This window comes from Actinomadura sp. DC4, assembly GCF_030406325.1.
Classification (GTDB): Bacteria; Actinomycetota; Actinomycetes; order Streptosporangiales; family Streptosporangiaceae; genus Actinoallomurus.
The window spans coordinates 25,181-44,538 of sequence record NZ_JAUEQY010000003.1; the positions used below are offsets into that span (position 1 = coordinate 25,181).

At 72.0% G+C, this 19,358-nt stretch carries 16 protein-coding genes; 9 read left to right on the plus strand and 7 right to left on the minus strand.

Annotated elements, in window-relative coordinates; translation table 11 throughout:
* Positions 1-25: 25 nt before the first annotated feature.
* Positions 26-604: a GNAT family protein gene (locus tag QWU11_RS05185; RefSeq protein ID WP_290103855.1), complete on the plus strand. Its 579-nt coding sequence runs from the start codon at positions 26-28 to the stop codon at positions 602-604.
* A 125-nt stretch (positions 605-729) separates the two neighbouring features.
* Here QWU11_RS05185 and QWU11_RS05190 read toward each other — a convergent pair whose 3' ends face one another.
* Positions 730-1,377, minus strand: a complete 648-nt coding sequence (locus tag QWU11_RS05190; RefSeq protein ID WP_290103856.1) for a response regulator transcription factor — start codon at positions 1,375-1,377, stop codon at positions 730-732.
* Positions 1,365-2,507 (minus strand): sensor histidine kinase, encoded by a 1,143-nt coding sequence (locus QWU11_RS05195; RefSeq protein WP_290103857.1) that lies wholly within the window; start codon positions 2,505-2,507, stop codon positions 1,365-1,367. The genes QWU11_RS05190 and QWU11_RS05195 overlap by 13 nt, the downstream gene beginning before the upstream one ends.
* Before the next feature lie 137 nt (positions 2,508-2,644).
* Between QWU11_RS05195 and QWU11_RS05200 the strand changes: the two genes are divergently transcribed.
* Complete coding sequence (locus QWU11_RS05200; protein ID WP_290103858.1) at positions 2,645-3,763, plus strand: serine hydrolase domain-containing protein; 1,119 nt, start codon at positions 2,645-2,647, stop codon at positions 3,761-3,763.
* A gap of 222 nt (positions 3,764-3,985) precedes the next feature.
* On the opposite strand, the gene QWU11_RS05205 is transcribed toward QWU11_RS05200, so the two are convergent.
* The gene (locus tag QWU11_RS05205; RefSeq protein ID WP_290103859.1) at positions 3,986-4,543 is read right to left on the minus strand and encodes a hypothetical protein; all 558 of its coding nucleotides are present in this window, start codon (positions 4,541-4,543) and stop codon (positions 3,986-3,988) included.
* Positions 4,544-4,560: 17 nt separating this feature from the next.
* Positions 4,561-5,805, minus strand: coding sequence for a serine hydrolase domain-containing protein (locus QWU11_RS05210; protein ID WP_290103861.1), 1,245 nt, complete (start codon positions 5,803-5,805; stop codon positions 4,561-4,563).
* Positions 5,806-5,922: 117 nt separating this feature from the next.
* Here QWU11_RS05210 and QWU11_RS05215 point away from each other — a divergent pair, with 117 nt between their 5' ends.
* Complete coding sequence (locus QWU11_RS05215; protein WP_290103862.1) at positions 5,923-8,061, plus strand: molybdopterin-dependent oxidoreductase; 2,139 nt, start codon at positions 5,923-5,925, stop codon at positions 8,059-8,061.
* A gap of 68 nt (positions 8,062-8,129) precedes the next feature.
* The gene (locus tag QWU11_RS05220; protein ID WP_290103863.1) at positions 8,130-8,468 is read left to right on the plus strand and encodes a hypothetical protein; all 339 of its coding nucleotides are present in this window, start codon (positions 8,130-8,132) and stop codon (positions 8,466-8,468) included.
* Positions 8,469-8,513: 45 nt separating this feature from the next.
* Here the strand turns inward: QWU11_RS05220 and QWU11_RS05225 are convergent, their stop codons facing one another.
* On the minus strand, positions 8,514-9,332 hold the full coding sequence (locus QWU11_RS05225; RefSeq protein ID WP_290103864.1) for a maleylpyruvate isomerase family mycothiol-dependent enzyme: 819 nt from the start codon (positions 9,330-9,332) through the stop codon (positions 8,514-8,516).
* 206 nt (positions 9,333-9,538) lie between these two features.
* The gene (locus QWU11_RS05230) at positions 9,539-11,515 is read right to left on the minus strand and encodes a glycosyl hydrolase family 28-related protein (protein ID WP_290103865.1); all 1,977 of its coding nucleotides are present in this window, start codon (positions 11,513-11,515) and stop codon (positions 9,539-9,541) included.
* A 312-nt stretch (positions 11,516-11,827) separates the two neighbouring features.
* Here QWU11_RS05230 and dnaK point away from each other — a divergent pair, with 312 nt between their 5' ends.
* From dnaK to clpB, 5 genes are read left to right on the plus strand one after another with little or no spacing between them, the layout of a single operon-like run.
* On the plus strand, positions 11,828-13,768 hold the full coding sequence (dnaK, locus tag QWU11_RS05235) for a molecular chaperone DnaK (protein ID WP_290103866.1): 1,941 nt from the start codon (positions 11,828-11,830) through the stop codon (positions 13,766-13,768).
* Complete coding sequence (locus QWU11_RS05240; protein ID WP_290103867.1) at positions 13,761-14,363, plus strand: nucleotide exchange factor GrpE; 603 nt, start codon at positions 13,761-13,763, stop codon at positions 14,361-14,363. Before dnaK ends, QWU11_RS05240 begins: the two co-directional genes overlap by 8 nt.
* Complete coding sequence (locus QWU11_RS05245; RefSeq protein WP_290103868.1) at positions 14,347-15,264, plus strand: DnaJ C-terminal domain-containing protein; 918 nt, start codon at positions 14,347-14,349, stop codon at positions 15,262-15,264. Before QWU11_RS05240 ends, QWU11_RS05245 begins: the two co-directional genes overlap by 17 nt.
* Positions 15,261-15,569, plus strand: coding sequence for a chaperone modulator CbpM (locus QWU11_RS05250; RefSeq protein ID WP_290103869.1), 309 nt, complete (start codon positions 15,261-15,263; stop codon positions 15,567-15,569). The genes QWU11_RS05245 and QWU11_RS05250 overlap by 4 nt, the downstream gene beginning before the upstream one ends.
* Positions 15,560-18,157: an ATP-dependent chaperone ClpB gene (clpB, locus tag QWU11_RS05255; protein WP_290103870.1), complete on the plus strand. Its 2,598-nt coding sequence runs from the start codon at positions 15,560-15,562 to the stop codon at positions 18,155-18,157. The genes QWU11_RS05250 and clpB overlap by 10 nt, the downstream gene beginning before the upstream one ends.
* Positions 18,158-18,409: 252 nt before the next feature.
* On the opposite strand, the gene QWU11_RS05260 is transcribed toward clpB, so the two are convergent.
* Positions 18,410-19,324, minus strand: coding sequence for a LysR family transcriptional regulator (locus QWU11_RS05260; RefSeq protein WP_290103871.1), 915 nt, complete (start codon positions 19,322-19,324; stop codon positions 18,410-18,412).
* Positions 19,325-19,358: the final 34 nt, after the last annotated feature.

Consider the following 19,358-nt stretch of genomic DNA (forward strand, 5'->3'; position numbering starts at 1 on the left):
ACCTGACACCGAACGGAGGCCCGCGATGACCTGGGCACGGCTCGCGGCGACCACACTGGAGAACGACCACGCTCTGCTGCGACCGATCGACCCGCGGGACCGTACGGCGATGCACGCGGTGGCCATGGATCCCGCGATCTGGCGCTACTTCGTGACGATGATCGAGACCGACGCCGACTTCGACGCGTTCTTCGACGCGGCGCTGGAGGAGTTCGCGGCGGGCCGCCGTGTCCCGTACGTCATCACCGACAAGGGGACCGGGCGCGTCGCGGGCAGCATGAGCTTCGCGAACATGGCCGAACGCGACGGGCGGCTGGAGATCGGCGCGTCCTGGCTGGGCCTGGCGTTCCAGGGCAAGGGCGTGAACCGCTGGGCGAAGTACCTGATGATGGAGCACGCCTTCGACGTGCTGGGCGCCGAGCGCGTGGAGTTCAAGACCGACGTGCTGAACACCCAGGCCCGCCGCGCGCTGCGGAAGATCGGCGCGACCGAGGAGGGCACGCTGCGCAGCTTCAACCCGATGCCGGGCGGCCGCCGCCGCGACGCGATCTACTACAGCGTCCTGCGCGCGGAGTGGCCGGCCGTACGGGCGTCGCTGACGTGATCAGTCCTGCGGCCCGGCGAATCTCCGGGCGAGGTCGCGATACCGCTCCGCCGCGCTGACGGTCGTACCGCGGTCGACGACCGTGCCGGGCAGGCGCCCCATCGGCCCGCCTTCCGGCCAGTGTCTCACCGGCTGCTGAGGTAGGCGAGGACGGCGAGGACGCGGCGATGGCCGCTGCCGGCCGGCGGGAGGCCGAGCTTGGCGAAGGTGTTGCCGATGTGTTTGTGGACGGCGTTCTCGGTGATGACGAGCCGGGCCGCGATCGCCCGGTTGTCCTTACCCTCGGCCATCAGGGCGAGGACCTCGCGTTCGCGTGGTGTCAGGCCGGCGATCGGGTCGCGGGCGTGACGGGTGAGGAGCTGCGTGATCACCTCGGGGTCCATGACGGTGCCGCCGGCGGCGACCTGCCGCAGGGCGTCGACGAACTCGCTCACCCGGCTCACCCGGTCCTTGAGCAGGTAGCCGACACCGCCGCGCCTGTCGTCGAGCAGCAGTTCGCCGGCGTACTGCTGCTCGACGTACTGGGAGAGCACGAGCACGGGCAGGCCGGGGTGCCGGCGGCGGGCGTGGAGCGCGGCGTGGATGCCCTCGTCGCGGAAGGTCGGCGGCAGCCGTACGTCGACGATGGTGACGTCGGGCCGGTGTTCGGCGACGGCGGCGATGAAGCCGGGGGCGTCCTGGGCGATCGCGGCGACGTGGAACCCCTTGGCGGTCAGCAGGAGTTCGAGCCCGCTGGACAGCAGGACGTTGTCCTCGGCGATCACGATCCGCATGGCAGGCTCACCGTGACCGTTGTCGGCCCGCCCGTGGGGCTGTGAACGCGGAGGGTGCCGTCGAGCGCCAGCACGCGGTGGCGGACTCCGGCGATGCCGGTGCCCAGCGTCTCGTCGGCGCCGCCGATCCCGTCGTCGGTGACCTCGATCCTCAGCCGGCCGCCGGTGCGTACGACCCGGACGGTGGTCTCGGTGGCCCGGCTGTGCTTGGCGGCGTTGGTGAGCGCCTCGGCGATCGTGAAGTAGGCCACGGCCTCGACCGCTGCGGGGACCGTTCCGAGGTCGTCGACGTCGAGGCTGGTCTCGATCGCCGACCGGGCACCCAGTGCCACCAGCGCGCCGGCGAGACCGCGGTCGGCGAGGATCGGCGGGTAGATCGTCCGGATCACCGCGCGGAGCTCCGCCATGGCCTCCTCGGTGTTCTCGTGCGCCTCCCGCAGGAGCGTGCCCACCGTCGCCGGGTCCTCGTCCAGCAGCTCACGGGCCGCGCCCAGCCGCATCGCGATGGCCACCAGCCGGGCCTGGGTGCCGTCGTGCAGGTCGCGTTCGATCCGGCGGAGCTCCGCGCCGTGCGCGTTCATGGCGCCGGCCCGCGTCTCGGTCAGGGTCTCCACCCGCTGCGCCAGCCGCTCGGCGGCCGAGGGTTCGAGCAGCGCGACGCAGATCCGGGCGTGGAGACGCGCCAGTGGCGGAACCGTGGCAACGGTCAGGGCCGCGAACATTGCGAAATTCAGCGGCCCCCAGGTCAACGCCGTGCCCCACCCGGACAGAGGTACGCCGTCGAAGAAGAAGCGCAGGCGGGTGTCCTCGGGAAAGGCCCACCACAGGGGCACCGTGATGACCGTGGCCACCGCGTTGCCGGCGCACAGCAGCGCCACGATTCCGAACGCCACACTGGTCACGACGCACGCGCACAGCCACCCGAGGACGCGCCACGTACCGGCGCTGACGGGCCCCGGACGCGGGAGCCGCAGCAGCCGGCCGGCGCGGTGCCGATGCCAGGACGCCCAGGTACGGGCCATCGTCGGGACGACGAGCACGGGTAGCGCGGACAGGGCGACCGCGGCGGTGACCAGGCTTCCCAGCAGATAGCCGAGACCGCGCCAGGTCGCCGGCGCAGGGTGGTTCACCCGCATGAGTCTGGGCCATGGCGGCCGGGCCGGGCACTACAGCCCACTCCCCTGTTCTTCCACGGGTGCGCCGTATCGCCTGCCTTCTCGCGCCGGACCTAGCGTCGGGGCTCATGAGGATTCGTTCAGTTGGGCGATTGAGTCTGGCCCTGGCCGCCGTCCTGTCCACCACCGTGCCGAGCGCGGGTGCCGCCGACCGGACCGGGCTCCGGCGCGACGCCGCCGCGCTCACCGCACTCGGCGTGACAGGCGTCCAGGCGCGCTCGACCGGCCCCGGCCTGGTCGCCACCGGCGGCGTCGCCGACCTCACGACGCGGCGGCCGGTGTCCCCGTACGGCTATTTCCGGATCGCGAGCGTCACCAAGACGTTCGTGGCCACCGTGATCCTGCAACTCGCCGGCGAGGGCAGGCTCTCCCTGTCCGACACGGTCTCGCGATGGCTTCCCGGCGTGGTGTCCGGAAACGGCAACGACGGCCAAGCGATCAGCGTCCGCCAGTTGCTCCAGCACACCAGCGGCATCCACGACGACTATCCGGACTTCACCTCGGCGGAGGACTTCTACCGGCACCGCTACGACGTCTCCACCCCCGAGCAGACCGTCGCCCGCGCGACGCGCCATCACCCGGACTTCCCTCCCGGCTCGCACTGGAACTACTCCAACACCGGCTACGTCCTGCTCGGCATGATCATCCAGCGGGTCACCGGGCACTCCTGGCATGAGGAGGTACGGTCCCGGATCGTGCGGCCGCTGGGTCTCGCTCACACCTTCCTGCCGGGTTCGGCCACGCTGCCCTGGCCCCATGCCGAGAGCTACCAGAGGTTCCAGCCCTCCGAACCACTCGTGGACGTCACCGAGCAGACCGGCGTGGGCGACAACGGAGAGGCCGGGCTCGTGTCCACCACCGCCGATCTGAACCGCTTCTTCCGCGCCCTGCTCGGGGGGCGGCTTCTGCCCGCGGCGCAGCTGGCCCAGATGAAACGGACGGTGCCGGTCGGCGCGGAATGGGAACCGCTGATGCCGGGCGCCCGTGACGGGCTGGGACTCTTCTCACGGCCACTGTCGTGCGGCGGCGTCTACTGGGGTCATGAGGGCGGCGACTCAGGCTGGATCACCGCCGTCGGCGTCACCGCTGACGGCCGGCGTGGCGTGACGGTGTCGTTGACGGGCGTCCTCGCCGAATCCCCGGACGACGTCATGCACGTGGAACGGGCCGAGAGCGAACTGGTCGACGACGCCCTGTGCACGCGGCGTTGAGCTCCGGTCGATCTCAGGCTCGGAGGGCGGCCTCGGTCTCCACCAACGTCACCCAGAGCCGGTGCGCCGACCGTCAGCGCTCGGTTCTCTCGCGGCGTGTGGCGTTTCTCGCCTGGGTGGCGGCTTTTGAAGAATCCGGTCGAGGCCCTCGCCACGGCTGACGAGGTCGGTGAGGCTCTTGCGGCCGTACTGGAACGCCGGCAGGGATCGCGGCGCCGCGGGTCAGCGCCTCGCCTGCCTCCTTTCGACGGTGAAGCCGGGCGTGGCCCGGGCGAACCAGGCGGACATCTCGAACGCCCATGCCATGCGTCCTGAAGGAGAACCCGGGCGGCGACCGGTACGGCGAGTGCGGCCACAGGACCTCACCGCGCTCGCAACGGCGGATGCGCTCGTCGTCGCAGGCCGGCCCGTGGCGGCCCGTACGGGCGTGTAGACGTCCCTCTCCAAGACCTCACTGAGCCGCTCCGGCAGGTCACGGTACTGCCCGGCCCAGGAGCGCAGAACGTCCATCGCGACCGTCTCATCCACCGGCTCGTAAGCGTCGAGGCCGAGGCTCTCCAGCCAATAGGGGCCGTGCCTGACGCCAGAGGGGTCGACCCCTCCCCCGGCGTAGTCGTCGCGGAACTGCTCATGGCCGGCCAAGGCCCGCAGAAACCGCTCATCGCTCCCGGCCGCCAACAGCTGGAACCGCTTGAGATCGACCCAGCGACAGCCATGGCCCGGCGAGGGCCCGAAGAAGTCCCGGAAGTTCACGAAGGCCTGGTCGAGATAGGCGAGCACGACCCCGACCGTAGACGTCAGCCGGTCGCGAGGGGGCGGTGCTGGACGGCGTCCAGGTCGCCCGCAGGCCACGTCTCCACGTCGTCCGCCGTCTCCCGCAAGGCCGAGTCGATGTCGCGGTACCGCTCACCGGACGGGTCGTCGCGCTGGTCGAACATCACCGCCCACACCACCCCGTCCGTACGGCGGACGAGCAGTGTGTGCGTGCCCGGCAGGCTGCCCGGGTGGAAGGCGCTTCCCGGGCGTACGTGCCAGCCGCACCCGTAGTAGCGACCCCGGGGGCCTCGGCCCAAGGACGGTGGGGCGAACGCCAGCGCCGCCGACCCACGCGAAAGCACGGGCGTCGTGCCGTCATAAACCCTAACGAAGCGCACCAGGTCCACCGCCGACGCGAGCCAGCCGCAGTTGAAGGCGTTGTTCTCCTGGTTGAACGTCCCGTACGGCGCGGGCGCCTGGGCGCCCGACGGATCCATCACCGTCGCCCCCCGATACTGGGAGAAATAGGGCACCTCCCCCGGCGAGCGCACCAGCGTACGGCCCAGCCGCATCCTCACGACACCGGCCGGTGCCAGGACGTTCTCCCGCACGTAGCGCTCGTACGGCACACCCGCGACCTTCTGGACGAGGAGGCCGAGGAGCAGATAGCCGTAGTTGCTGTACGCGAACGCCGTGCCGGGCGCGTGGTCGAGGCCGCGGCGCCCCATGAAACGGATGATGTCGCCGTGCCCGACCGGCAACCGCCGGCCCAGCGCGGTCGCGATCGCCGCGTCGTCGAACATCGGGTCGGTGGAGACCGACCGGTCCCAGCCGCCCAGGTGCTGGAGCAGGTGGAGGACGGTCACGTCCCCGAGCCGAGGGTCGGCCCCGGTGTCGAGCCCCAGGACCGGCGCCACCCGGTCGGACAGGGAGATCCGCCCGTTCTGAGTGAGGTGCAGTACGGCCGCGGCGGTGATCGGCTTGGTGACGCTCGCGGTACGGAAGAGCGACGTCGGCGAGGTGGCCGGCACCGTACCCGCGCTCCACGTGTAACCGCGGGCCAGCAGCAGCCGGCCCTCGCGGGCGACGGCCAGGGACCCGCACGGGATCCCTCGTTCCTGCATGAACGCCATCACCGCGATGTCGAAGCCGCCGAGCCCAGGCAGCGAGTGCCCGGTGGTCTGCCAGGTACGGACGGCCGCCCGTGCCCTGGTCGCGACGGTGGTGGCGGCGCCGGTCAGGCTCACGAGCCTGCCGAGGTCGCGCCGAGTGAGCCAGCCCGCCAATACCCCTCCATAGAACGTGGCCAGTGACCTGGCAGAACAGCGCGGGGCGGCTGTAGGTTCTCTTCCCTCGCCCGGTGAACGCCACCCCCGAAAGAGCGCCTACTTACAATGCGGACCATGGCCACCGAGGAGCGGGCGACGTACTGCCGGATCTGCGAACCGCTGTGCGGCCTGGTCGCCACCGTCGAGGACGGCCGGCTCGCCCGGCTGCGACCCGACGGCGAGCACCCGCTGTCGCGCGGTTTCGCCTGTCCCAAGGGCATCGCGATGGCCGACGTCCAGAATGACCCGGATCGGGTGCTACGCCCGCTACGGCGCCACGGTACGGACTTCGAGCCCGTGAGCTGGGACGAGGCGCTCGACGACATCGGCCGGCGGCTCCGCCGGATCCTGCGCGACCACGGCGGTCCCTCGGTCGGCTGGTACTTCGGCAACCCCGGCGCCTTCTCCTACTCCCACGCCCTGTGGCTGCAGGGTTTCATGACCGCGATCGGCTCGCCCAACCTGTTCACCGCGGGCTCTCAGGACATCAACAGCCGGTTCGTCGCGAGCCGCCTGCTGTACGGGTCGCTCACCCGTGTTCCCATCCCCGACCTCGCCCGCACCGAGTTCCTGCTGGTCGTCGGGGCCAACCCGCTGGTCTCGCACGGCAGCGCGGTCAGCGCGCCGCGGATCAGGGACCAGCTCCGCGCGATCGTACGGCGCGGCGGGCGCGTCGTGGTGGTCGACCCGCGGCGCTCGGAGACGGCCCGCGCGTTCGAGCACCTGCCCGTACGCCCCGACGGCGACGCCTGGCTGCTGCTCTCGCTCCTCCACGTGATCTTCGAGGAGGGACGGGAGGACGCCGCCACTCTCCAGAGCCAGGCCCGCGGCGTGGAGGCGCTGCGGGCGATGGCCGCGGCCCACCCGCCCGAAAAGACCGAAGACCGAACGGGCGTGCCCGCCGACACCGTACGCACCCTCGCACGAGACCTGGCCGCGGCGAGCAGCGCGGCGGTGTACGGAAGGACCGGCTCGTGCCTGGGCCGCCACGGCACGCTGGTGAACTTCCTGCTCGACGCGCTCAACGTCGTGACCGGCAACCTCGACCGGCCCGGCGGCGCGGTGTTCGGCTCCTCGCCGCTCGGGCTCGAACGCCTCGCCGACCGCTTCGGACTCGCCTCGTACGGGAGACGCCGCTCGCGCGTCGGCGGCTTCCCGGACGTGCTCGGCAGCTTCCCGGCCGCGCTGATGGCCAAGGAGATCACCACCCCGGGCCGGGGCCGGCTGCGGGCGATGTTCGTCTCCGCCGGGAACCCGGTCATGTCGGTCCCGGACGGCGGCGAGCTGACCGCCGCGCTGTCCCGGCTCGACCTGTTCGTCGCGATCGACCTGTACGTCAACGACACCAGCCGGCTCGCCGACTACGTCCTGCCGGCGACGACCTTCCTCGAGCGCGAGGACGTCCCGGTGGCGAGCCTGGGCCTGTTCACGACACCGTTCGTGCAGTTCACCGAGGCCGTGGTCGCCCCGTACGGCGAGGCGCGGCAGGAGTGGCAGATCATCGACGCGATCGTCCGGAGGGCCGGGCGGCTGCCGTTCGTGCCGGGCAGAAGGCTCGGCCGCCTGCCGCTGCCCGCCCCGGAACGGCTCCTCGACCTCGCGCTGAGGCTGGGCCCGCGCGGGGACCTGTTCGGGCTCCGGCACGGCCTGAGCCTGCGGGCGCTGCGGCGGCGTCCTCACGGCGTGATCCTCGCCGAGCACGTACGGACCGGGGTGCTGCGCACGGTCGTACGCCACCGCGACCGGCGCGTACGGCTCGATCCGCCGGAGATCCTCGCCGAGGCCGCGCGGCTGGGCGAGCGTGCCGACGACCCGGCGTACCCGCTGCGCCTCATCGGCCTGCGCGAGCTGCGGTCCCAGAACTCCTGGATGCACAACTCCGCGACCCTCATGCGCGGCGGCCGTACGCACACCGCCCGCGTCCATCCCGCCGACGCCGCCGAGCACGGCGTCGAGGACGGCCGGCCGTGCCGGATCACCTCGCCGTACGGGGCCATCGAGCTGCCGGCCGAGCTCACCGCCGAGGTCACGCGCGGCACGGTGGCCGTCCCGCACGGGTGGGGGCACCACGGCGGCGGCTGGCGGACCGCCAACCGGGCCGGCGGCGCCAACGTCAACCTGCTGACCTCCTCCGACCCGGATCAGCTGGAGACGCTGGCCGGGATGGCCCATCTCAACGGCGTACCGATCCGGATCGAACCGGCGGCCGGCTGAGCCGATCGCCTCCCTGTCACGTGAGTGACGACAGGACACTGTTGAAACCTAAACTTAGGTGAGGCGGCGTGATCTGGGCGATCGACGCCGCCTTCAAGTGGCTGCCGGGGTTCATCCACGGCCAGAAGCTCGACAAGGAGCTCGGCGGCGGCAGCGACATCCACACGCCCGTCATCCACCAGTGGCTTCGGATGTGGCACGGCATCGGCACGGCCGGCCCCGGCGCCTTCGCCGTGGGCACCGCGATCGTCGAGACGCTCATCGCGGCCGGCCTGCTGCTCGGCGTCATCGCGGCGCTCGCGCTGTACTGCGCCGCGGCCGGATCGACCTGGAGCCTGGACCGTACGCTGTGCGGCCGGCTGGGCCGGTACGCCTGGCTGACCAGCCCCGCGCCGCACGCCGGCTGAAGCGACGGCGGCGATGCCCTCCGTCTCCGGGCATCGCCGCCGGGCTCACATCGTGAAGGCCAGGTTGTCCAGGACCTGCCGGGCCAGCGCGGTGTCACCGTCCAGCCCGACGCCGGCCAGATCGCCCTTACGGCCCCCGGTCAGCCGCATGAACAGCGACGACGTCATGCGCAGCGTCGCGGTCGGCGGCTCCGGCGCCTCGTCCACCACCTTCGCGCGGCCGTCCACGGCGACGGTCAGCCGGCGCTCCAGCGGCCCGGTGAGCTCGAAGCGGACGACCACGCCGTCGGGCGCGCCGGCGAGCTTGCCGACGATGTACCCCAGGGCGCGGGTCACCTCGCCGAGCGCGCCCTCGGCGGCGGTCCCGACCTCGTTGCCGGGAACGGCGAGGGCGACGCGGACGTCCTGTTCGTGCATCCAGCAGTCATAGAGCCGGATCCGCATGAACCGCGCGTACGTGGCCTGCCCCGCGGGCGTCCAGCTCGGGGCGTCGAAGTCGGACTGGGGAAGCTCTTCGAGCTGCTCGGTGCGGCGCGCGATGACCTCGCGGAACCGCCGCAGCACCTCCGCGGGCGGCTCCTCGCGCAGGGCCTGGACCCACTGCTCGTTGAAGGCGCCGATGTCGTTGCGCACGTGCGGCAGCGTCTTGACGTCGACGCCGGTCTCCGGCGCGGCGTCGCCGGCGAGCATGGACTCGGTGCCGATGAGATGCGCGACGACGTCGGTGACCCGCCAGCCGGGCAGGCAGGTCGGGCGGACCCACTGCTCGTCCGGGAGCCCGTCGAGGAGCTGGTCGAGGCTGGCCCACTCGCCGGTGAGCGCGGCGACCACCGGCCCCTTGGCGACGCTTTCGTTCTGGCTCATGAGGTGCCGCCCTTCGGAAAGTCGATCACTTCGCCGCGGTGGGCCGCGTCGAGGCCGTGCTCATCCAGCAAGAGCCGCGCGGCGGGTCGCAACAGCCGCTCCCGCGCATCACCCGAACGCCCCACCCGCCGAACATCCCGGATGGTTGACCGGTCTGTCAACCGAGGGCAGGGCCGGGGTGCGGGCGCCGCACCCCGGCCGATCGGTCACCAGGTGGACGGTGCCGGGGGCGCGACGACCGGCGGGCGGTCGTCGCAGGTGATGGTGTTCGGCAGTTCCCACGGGGCGAGCCAGGGGCCCGTCGTGCCGCCGCCGTCGTTGCCGCCCAGGTCCATCACCGTGAACTCCGAGCCGGTCGGCGGGAAGTTGAACGACCCGCAGTTGTCGACGCCGACCGCGCCGACGTTGCGGGCGTCGACGTTCTCGAAGGAGGCCGATCCCTTGACGCGGGCGCTGAGCACCGAGGTGCCCGTGCCGTCGACTCGCACGTTCTTGAAGTGCACGTTCGTGATGGAGTACAGGTCCTTCACCGGGAAGTCGCTGACCAGCATGATCGCGTTGTAGGTGTTGTCGAGGAAGTGGTCGCCGGTCACCTGGACGTCGGCGTCGATGTTCTTCTCCAGCGCGTAGAACCAGATGGCGCCCAGGCCGATGTTCCAGTTCAGCTCGTACGTGCCGGAGCGGACCGTGGTGTTGTCCGCGATCGACAGGCGGCCGGTGAAGGCCTCCGCGCCGAAGCGCGAGCCGACCTGCAGGGCGCTCCCCTCACGGATCGGGTCGGCGATCAGGTTGCCCGACACCGTGTTGTCGGTGCCGCCGTAGATGGCGATGCCGTTCGCGAGGACGGGCGTCTGGACCGTGTTGTGGTCGAACGTGTCACGCGCGTCCTCGGTCTTCTCCGACCACATCGCCAGGCCGTCGTCGCCGGAGTTGCGGACGAAGTCGTTCGAGACGACGGAGTCGGTGACGCCGGTGTGGAAGTTGACGCCGTCGGCGATCTGGTCGGCGATGACGTTGTTCGTGATCCGCAGATGGTCCATCGGCCCGTCGAACCACATGCCGACCTTGGTGTGGTGGACGTAGAGCCCGTCGATGGTCGAGTCGCTCATCGCGCCGCCGACGCCGTTGACCTGATCGGTGTCGATCCGCTCGCGTACGTCGCCCTCGATGGCGAAGCCGGACAGGCGCACGTCGTGGCTGCCGCCGGCCGACGCGTCCTTGCCGTAGAAGCCGACACCGGTGTGCACCGAGCCGTCCGGCGCCGGGGTTCCGAGCGTGACCTGGTGGCCCTTGATGATCGTGTACCAGTCGCCGGCGCCCTCGATCGTGACGTCGTCCACGATGATGTGGCGGTTCACCTGGTAGGTGCCCGGCGGGACGTAGACCTTGAGCCGCCTGCTCTTGGCGAAGGCGATCGCCCGGTCGAACGCGCCGGCGGAGTCACGCCGGCCGGACGGGTCGGCGCCGAACGCCCACACGTTCGCCGCGCGCAGGTCGACGCGCGGAGCGCCGACGCGCTGTGAGTCGAGCAGGTCGATGGCGGTCCAGGCGGCCCGGCTCCCGGCGGGTACGGTCAGCCGGACCTTGTCCCCCGCGCGGTAGGTGTGGCCGAGCAGGAGGCGCTGCTCGTCGTAGAAGTGGTTCGGGCGGAACGGCTTGGTGATCGTCGGAGCGGGGGTCGTCGCGTTCGGCACGCAGGCGCACTCGGTGATCCACCAGTCCGGGTGGAGCAGGTCGGCGTTCGGGTCGTTGGTGAACGGATACTGGTTGTACAGCCAGGCGTACTGCGACGTGAGCGTCATGGCCTTGCGGTTCTTGCCGTTCACCGTCACGTCGAGCGGCGCGGTGATGCCGCCACCGCCGGGGGCGTCGGGGATGCTGTAGCGCACGGTGATCGCGTTGGCCGCGCTCGGCAGCGTGAACTCCACGTGCTGACCGGGCGTGAGCTTGACCGCGCTGCGGCCCGAGGCCTCCGCGGGCAGCGTGTACGCCGTGCGGTCCGGGCCGATGACGGTGCCGTTCGTCGAGGCGCTCTCCGCCTCCTGCTCGGCGAAGCCGACGGCGGCGCCCCGTCCCGCGACGAGCGACGGAGCGAGCGCGGCGCGCGTGACGGCGGGGGCCTCGGCGGCGTCCGCGGCGCGGACCACGCCGCCGAAGCCGAGGCCGAGGGCGGCCGTGGTCACCACGGCCACGGTCCTCCAGGGCGGTCTGACGGCTGCTGGGCTGCTCCGTGCCATCGAATGCTCGATTCTCTCGGGAGGTGAGGCGAGATTAAGACGCTCACCGCCCGCCCGGCAAGATTCCTGGCCGACTTTTTCGCGAAGTTGCCGCCAAAATTCGTGTGATTAGCCGTTTCTTGCGTTCATCCTCACGAGACTTGCATCCGGGGACACCGCGCCGCTGTCGTACGGCGTCACCGGCGGCATTGGTCCGGCGGGGACGTCAGGACTACCAGATCTGAGGATGCGCCGGACGCCGAGGGCGGGAAGCGTCGATTGAGTAGCGGCGTCGGCGCGCCCGCCGAGCCGTACGGGCCTGCTCTGGAGGTGGCCGGTATGCCGAAGGCGGTCGGTATTGATCTCGGTACGACGAATTCGGTGATCGCGGCGGTGGTGGACGGTGATCCGCAGGTGGTGCCGAACGCCGAGGGGGCGCGGACGACGCCGTCGGTGGTGGCCTTCACCCCGGAGGGTGAGCGGCTGGTGGGCCAGCTCGCCCGGCGGCAGGCCATCTTGAACCCGAAGGGGACGATCTACTCGGCGAAGCGGTTCGTGGGCCGGCGGTTCGACGAGGTGTCGAGCGAGATGACCGCGGTGACCTACACCGTGGTGCCGGGTCCGGACGGCGCGGTGCGCTTCGAGGTGAACGGCAAGCAGTACGCGCCCGAGGAGATCTCCGCTCTCGTGCTGCGCAAGCTCGCCGACGACGCGGGCCGGTTCCTCGGCGAGCGCGTCACCGAGGCCGTGATCACGGTGCCGGCCTACTTCAACGACGCGCAGCGGCACGCCACCCGCGACGCCGGCCGGATCGCCGGCCTGGACGTGCTGCGGATCATCAACGAGCCCACGGCCGCCGCGCTCGCGTACGGGCTGGACAAGAAGGGCAACGAGACCGTCCTGGTGTTCGACCTGGGCGGCGGCACCTTCGACGTGTCCATCCTCGACGTCGGCGACGGCGTGGTGGAGGTACGGGCGACGTCGGGCGACGGGCACCTGGGGGGCGACGACTTCGACCGGCGGATCGTCGACCATCTGGCGGAGGAGTTCCAGCGCGAGAACGGGATCGACCTGCGGAACGACGCCCAGGCACTGCAACGGCTGTTCGAGGCGGCGGAGAAGGCCAAGGTCGAGCTGTCCTCGGTGACCCAGACCACGATCAACCTGCCGTTCATCACCGCCGACGCCTCCGGGCCCAAGCATCTGAACACGACGTTGATGCGCTCCACGTTCGAGCAGCTGATCGCCGATCTGCTGGAACGGTGCGAGGGCCCGCTCCGGCAGGCGATGGCGGACGCGAAGATCACCGCCGACGACATCGACGAGGTCATCCTCGTCGGCGGGTCCACTCGTGTCCCCGCGGTGCAGAACCTGGTCCGGCGCCTGACCGGCGGCAAGGACCCGAACATGACCGTCAACCCCGACGAGGTCGTCGCGATCGGCGCGGCGATCCAGGCCGGGGTGCTCAAGGGCGAGGTCGAGGACGTCGTCCTGCTCGACGTCACCCCCCTCTCCCTCGGGCTGGAGACGCTCGGCGGGGTGATGACCAAGACCATCGAACGCAACACCACGATCCCGGCACGCCGCAGCGAGACCTTCTCCACGGCGGAGGACCGGCAGACGGCGGTGGACGTGGTGGTGCTGCAGGGCGAACGGGAGCGGGCGGCGGACAACCGGGTGCTGGGGCGGTTCCGGCTGGAGAACATCCGGCCCGCGCCGCGGGGTGAGCCGCAGGTCGAGGTGACCTTCGACGTGGACGCGAACGGGATCTTGAACGTGTCGGCGCGCGACCGCGACACCGGGGCCGAGCAGCGGATCGCCATCAGCGAGTCCACCAACCTGGACTCGTCCGAGATCGAGCGGATGGTACGAGACGCCGAGGCGCACCGGGGCGAGGACACGCGCGTACGGGAGGTCATCGACGCCCGCAACGAGCTGGACTCGGTCGCCTACCAGGTCGAACGCCGCCTGAACGAGCTCGGTGACGCGGTCCCGGAACACGAGCGGGCCCGCGGGCAGATGCTCGTCGGCGACGCCCGCCAGGCGATCAAGGAGGAGGCCCCGATCGACCGGATCCGCTCGCTGACCGCCGAGCTCCAGCAGGTCCACGCCGGGCTGGGCGCCATCGCCGCGTCGGGACCGGCATCGGGGCCGGCGCCGGGCGCCGGGGCGGGGCCGGGCGACGACGTGATCGACGCGGAGTTCACCACCGATGAGTGACCGGGGCGACGAGGGCCGCGGATGGCGTGAGGGACGGCCGTCCGGGGACGGAGCCCGGGCCGAGAGCGGGGAACCGCGCAACTGGCCGCCCGATCCGGCCGAGGAGGCTGCCGCCCGGCGACCGTCCGGCGAACCGGACGAGGACTCCGCGGCGAAGATCGCCGAGTTGGAGGACAAGTGGCGCCGGGCACTGGCCGACCTGGACAACTACCGCAAACGTACGGCCCGGATGCTCGACGGCGAGCGGGCCGAGGAGCGCGCCCGTACGTCCGCCGCGTGGCTGCCGGTCCTGGACGACCTCGAACGGGCCCTGGAGCACGCCGACGCCGATCCGGCGACGGTGATCGAGGGCGTACGGTCGGTGCTGGGCCAGGCGCGCGAGGTGATCGCCCGCCTGGGCTACCGGCGGCGCGACGACGAGGGCGTCCCGTTCGACCCGGCGCTGCACGAGGCCGTCTCCACGGTCGCGGACCCGGAGGCGGCCGACGGCACCGTCGTGCACGTCCTGCGGCCCGGCTACGGAGGCGAGCGAGGGCAGCTCCGGCCCGCGCAGGTGGTGGTGGCCAAGGGACACGGCGATGGCCGGACCTCGTGACTTCTACGCCATCCTCGGGGTGCCGAGGACGGCGAGCCGGAACGACGTCCAGCGGGCCTACCGCAAGCTCGCCCGTACGCTGCACCCGGACGTGAACAGGTCCCCCGACGCCGAGGAGCGTTTCAAGGACGTCTCCGAGGCCTACTCGGTCCTGTCCGATCCCGACCAGCGCGAACGCTATGACGCCTTCGGCGCCGACTTCCGCCGCGTGCCCGAAGACGTCGACGCCGGGGCCTGGGCCGACGCGGGCCGCCCGCGAGCCCGGGCCGGCACCGGCACCGGCTTCGAGGACGTCTTCGGCGACGTCTTCGGCGGAGGCGCCCAGGCCGGGCGCGGCTGGGGCGGCGCCGGCTGGGGTCCCATGCCGGGCGCCGACCAGGAGGCCCCGATCGACCTGTCTGTCGGGGAGGCCTACCGCGGCACCCGGCGGAGCCTCACGGTCTCGGGCCCGGAGGGCACGCGGACCGTCGAGGTGACGATCCCGCCCGGCGTCACCGACGGGCAGCGGATCCGGCTGGCCGGACAGGGCGGGCGCGGGGTGGGCGGCGGCGCGGCCGGCGACCTGTACCTCGTCGTCGCGATCCGGCCGGACCCGCGGTACCGGGTCGAGGGCCGCGACGTCCACGTACGGCTGCCGCTGGCTCCGTGGGAGGCGGCGCTCGGCACGACGGTGGCGCTGGAGACCCCGGGCGGAGAGGCCAAGGTCAGGGTCCCGGCGGGCTCGTCCACGGGGCGGCGGCTGCGGCTGCGCGGACGTGGCCTGCCGAACCCCCGCGGCCCGGCGGGCGACCTGTTCGCCGAGGTCCAGATCGTGGTCCCGCCCACGCTCGGCGAGGACGACCGCCGCCTGTTCGAGCAGCTCGCGGCGGCGTCGGACTTCGATCCCCGGAGGGGGCGATGACCGTGACCATGACGTTGATGAGGGCGCTGCGCCTGGACCTGGACTCGTTCGCCCGCGCGTGCGGGACCGACCCGGAGTTCATCCGCCGCCTGGTGGCGCTCGGGCTGCTCGACGCCGACCGGGACGTCTCCGGCGAACTGTGGTTCCTGCCGGCCCAGATCGCCGTGGTGGGGCGCATCCGGCGGCTGCGCGCGGCGTTCCCGCTGAACTACGCCTCGCTCGGTCTCGTCTGTGACCTGCTGGACCGCATCGCCGTACTGGAATCGGCCCTGAGACACCGGACGGGAGATCGACCATGGACATGAACCGGCTGACGGAGAAGTCGCAGGAGGCCGTCCAGTCCGCGCGGTCCGACGCGGCCCAGCGGGGCCACAGCGACGTCGACGCCGAGCACCTGGTCCTGGCCCTGCTCGCCCAGCCGGACGGGCTGGCGACGCGTCTGCTCGACGCGGCGAACGTCCAGCCGGACCTGCTCCGCGGCGAGATGGAGACCCGGCTGGACCGGCGGCCGCGCGTCGCCGGGCCGGGCGCGGCCTCCGACCGGGTCCACGTCACGCGCCGCCTCGGCCGCGTGCTGGAGAAGGCCTTCGCGGAGGCGAGACGACGGGGCGATGACTACGTGTCGGTCGAGCACCTGGCGATGGCGCTCGTGGACGAGGGTGTGATCACGGGTGTGCCGCGGGAGAAGTTCGCCGAGGCGGTGAACGCGCTGCGCGGCAACCAGCGGGTCACCTCGTCCGCCCCCGAGGCCGCGTACGAGGCCCTGGAGAAGTACGGGCAGGACCTGGTCGAGCTGGCGCGTGAGGGCAGGCTCGACCCGGTGATCGGCCGGGATTCGGAGATCCGGCGGGTGATCCAGATCCTGTCGCGCAAGACCAAGAACAACCCGGTGCTGGTCGGCGACCCCGGCGTCGGGAAGACCGCGATCGTGGAGGGCCTGGCCCAGCGCATCGAACGCGGTGACGTCCCCGAGGGGTTGCGGGACAAGACCGTCATCAACCTCGATCTGGGCGCCCTGGTGGCGGGCGCGAAGTACCGGGGAGAGTTCGAGGAGCGGATCCAGGCGGTGCTGGCCGAGGTCAAGGCCGCCGCCGGGCTGGTGTTGCTGTTCGTCGACGAGCTGCACAACGTGGTCGGCGCCGGTGCCACCGAGGGGTCGATGGACGCGGGGAACATGCTCAAGCCCATGCTCGCCCGCGGGGAGCTGCACATGATCGGCGCGACGACGGTGCAGGAGTACCGGCGGCACATCGAGAAGGACGCGGCGCTGGAGCGCCGGTTCCAGCCGGTCATGGTCGAGGAGCCCAGCGTCGAGGACGCCATCTCCATCCTGCGCGGGCTGCGTGAACGGCTGGAGGTCTTCCACGGCGTGAAGATCCTGGACTCGGCGATCATCGCGTCCGTCACGCTGTCCCACCGCTACATCGCCGACCGGTTCCTGCCGGACAAGGCGATCGACCTGGTCGACGAGGCGTGCGCGAAGCTCCGTACCGAGATCGACTCCATGCCCGCCGAGCTCGACGGGCTCACCCGCCGCGTCACCCGCCTGGAGATCGAGGTCGCCGCCCTGGAGAAGGAGCAGGACCCGGCCGGGCGCGAACGGCTGGAGGGGCTGCGGCACGAGCTGACCGGCCTGCGGGCCGAGGCCGACGCGATGCGGGCCCAGTGGGAGGCCGAGCGGCACACGCTGCGGCGGCTGCAGGACCTGCGGCAGGAGATCGAGCGGATCCGCCACGAGGCCGAGCGGGCCGAGCGGGAGTACGACCTCAACCACGCCGCCGAGCTCCGCCACGGCGTCCTGCCCGAGCTCCAGCGCCGGCTGCGGGCCGAGGAGGAACGCCTGGCCGGGAAACAGGGGGACGGGCGGCTGCTGCGCGAGGTGGTGACCGAGGAGGAGATCGCCGCGATCGTCTCCCGCTGGACCGGCGTTCCCCTGGACCGCCTGCGCGAGGGCGAACGCGACAAGCTCCTGCGCCTCGAAGAGGTGCTGCACGAGCGGGTGATCGGCCAGGACGAGGCCGTACGGCTCGTCACGGACGCGATCATCCGCGCCCGTTCGGGCATCAAGGACCCCCGCCGCCCGATCGGGTCGTTCATCTTCCTGGGGCCGACCGGGGTCGGCAAGACCGAGCTCGCCAAGGCCCTCGCCGAGGCGTTGTTCGACTCCGAGGACAACATGATCCGGCTGGACATGAGCGAGTACCAGGAGCGCCACACCGTCAGCCGTCTCGTCGGCGCCCCGCCCGGCTACATCGGCTACGAGGAGGGCGGCCAGCTCACCGAGGCCGTGCGCCGCAAGCCGTACTCGGTCGTGCTGTTCGACGAGATCGAGAAGGCCCACACCGACGTGTTCAACACGCTCCTGCAGGTCCTGGACGACGGGCGCCTGACCGACGCGCAGGGGCGTACGGTCGACTTCCGGAACACCGTCCTGATCATGACGTCCAACATCGGCTCGGACCTGCTCCTCGACGGCGTCACCCCCGAGGGCGACATCGAGCCCGGCGCACGTGAGGCCGTGACGGGGGCCATGCAGACGCACTTCCGGCCGGAGTTCCTCAACCGCGTCGACGACATCGTGCTGTTCCGGCCGCTGACCCTGGCCGAGATCGAGCAGGTCGTCGACCTCATGCTCGGCGACCTGCGCGACCGCCTCGCCGAACGGCGCATGGACCTGCGGGTCGGCGCGGGAGCACGGCGGCACATCGCCCGGGAGGGCTTCGACCCGGTCTACGGCGCGCGCCCGCTGCGCCGCTACATCGCCCGCGAGGTCGAGACCCGCCTCGGCCGCGCCCTGCTCACCGGCGAGATCCACGACGGCGCCACCGTCACCGTCGAACGCGGCGACGACGACCGGCTCGTCATCCGGCACGAGAACCCGCCTGAGAACTGAAGGACGTTTCTGCAGGTCATTGACATACTTAGCCTGACTGACTTACCTTTTTCCCACGCCTTCGCACTTCGGAGTGAAGGTCTACGGCCAGGCGACCTCCGCAGCTTCGTGCCGTGTCTCCCGACCAGGACGCTCGCGTGAGGTTCCCCCAACCCCCCGCATCCGCGGCACGTGTGCGTCCATCTGGGAGTCGCGCCGGTCGTTCCCGCCCCTGTTCCGGCCGGCGCGGCTCCACCCCCCGGGCAGGCCCGGTCAGTACGTCTCGCCGGCCGCCGTGCGCAGCGCGGCGACCACGCGCAGGGCGGCCTCCGGCAGCCGGCGCGGGAGATGGGCCACGACCGTACGGCGGCGCTCCTCCGGGCCGCCCCGCACCGCGAGCACCCGCACGCCGGCCGGCACGGCCTCGGCGACGGACGCCGACACCGTGGTCAGGCCGCACCCCGCCGCCACCAGCCGCAGCTTGGTGAGCCAGTCGCGCGAGACGTGCGCGACGTCGTGGCGGCCCGCGAGCCCGGGCCAGACGCCCAGCTGCGTCTCGTCGCCGGAGGCGCGGCCGGCGATCCACCGCTGCCCCTCCAGGTCGCCGACCTCGACGGAGTCGCCCGCGGCCAGCGGATGCGCCGCCGGCACCGCGACGCACAGGTTCCGCTCCGCCAGCGTCTCGATGACCAGCGCGGGCGTCTCCGTGTCCGGCGGCCGGAACGGCGGGAGCAGGGCCACCACCGCGAGGTCCAGGCTGCCCGCCCGCAGCCCTCGTACGAGCGCGGGCGTGCCGCCGTCGCGGGTCACCACCGTGATGCCGGGATCGGTACGGCGCAGGGCGACGAGCGCGCGCGGCAGCAGGACGGTGCCCGCGATCGGGAACACGCCGAGCCGTACGGTCGCCGTCTCGCCGGGCAGTCCGCGCAGCTCGCGGTCGGCCGCGTCGATCGCGCCGAGAACGGCCGCCGCGTGCCGGAGGACCACCCGCCCGGCGGGCGTGGGGTGCACGCCCTCGCGGCGGCGTTCGAACACCGGCGCGCCGGCCGCGCGTTCCACGGCCGCCACCTGCCGGGACACCGCCGACTGCGTGTAGCCGAGCGCGTCGGCGGCCGCGGTGAACGTCCCGCGCTCGGCGATCTCCCGTACGACCCGGAGCCCGACCAGCGACACATCGGTGAAGTCCATGAGTTTTACGCATATCACGGATGCCCAAGTCTCG

What these genes read in the sequence shown, in the direction of transcription:
- QWU11_RS05185 (WP_290103855.1), top strand. Translation starts at nt 26, where the DNA reads ATGACCTGGGCACGGCTCGCGGCGACCACACTGGAGAACGACCACGCT.
- QWU11_RS05190 (WP_290103856.1), bottom strand. Translation starts at nt 1,377, where the DNA reads ATGCGGATCGTGATCGCCGAGGACAACGTCCTGCTGTCCAGCGGGCTC.
- QWU11_RS05215 (WP_290103862.1), top strand. Translation starts at nt 5,923, where the DNA reads ATGGCCACCGAGGAGCGGGCGACGTACTGCCGGATCTGCGAACCGCTG.
- QWU11_RS05225 (WP_290103864.1), bottom strand. Translation starts at nt 9,332, where the DNA reads ATGAGCCAGAACGAAAGCGTCGCCAAGGGGCCGGTGGTCGCCGCGCTC.
- QWU11_RS05240 (WP_290103867.1), top strand. Translation starts at nt 13,761, where the DNA reads ATGAGTGACCGGGGCGACGAGGGCCGCGGATGGCGTGAGGGACGGCCG.
- QWU11_RS05245 (WP_290103868.1), top strand. Translation starts at nt 14,347, where the DNA reads ATGGCCGGACCTCGTGACTTCTACGCCATCCTCGGGGTGCCGAGGACG.
- QWU11_RS05250 (WP_290103869.1), top strand. Translation starts at nt 15,261, where the DNA reads ATGACCGTGACCATGACGTTGATGAGGGCGCTGCGCCTGGACCTGGAC.
- clpB (WP_290103870.1), top strand. Translation starts at nt 15,560, where the DNA reads ATGGACATGAACCGGCTGACGGAGAAGTCGCAGGAGGCCGTCCAGTCC.
- QWU11_RS05260 (WP_290103871.1), bottom strand. Translation starts at nt 19,324, where the DNA reads ATGGACTTCACCGATGTGTCGCTGGTCGGGCTCCGGGTCGTACGGGAG.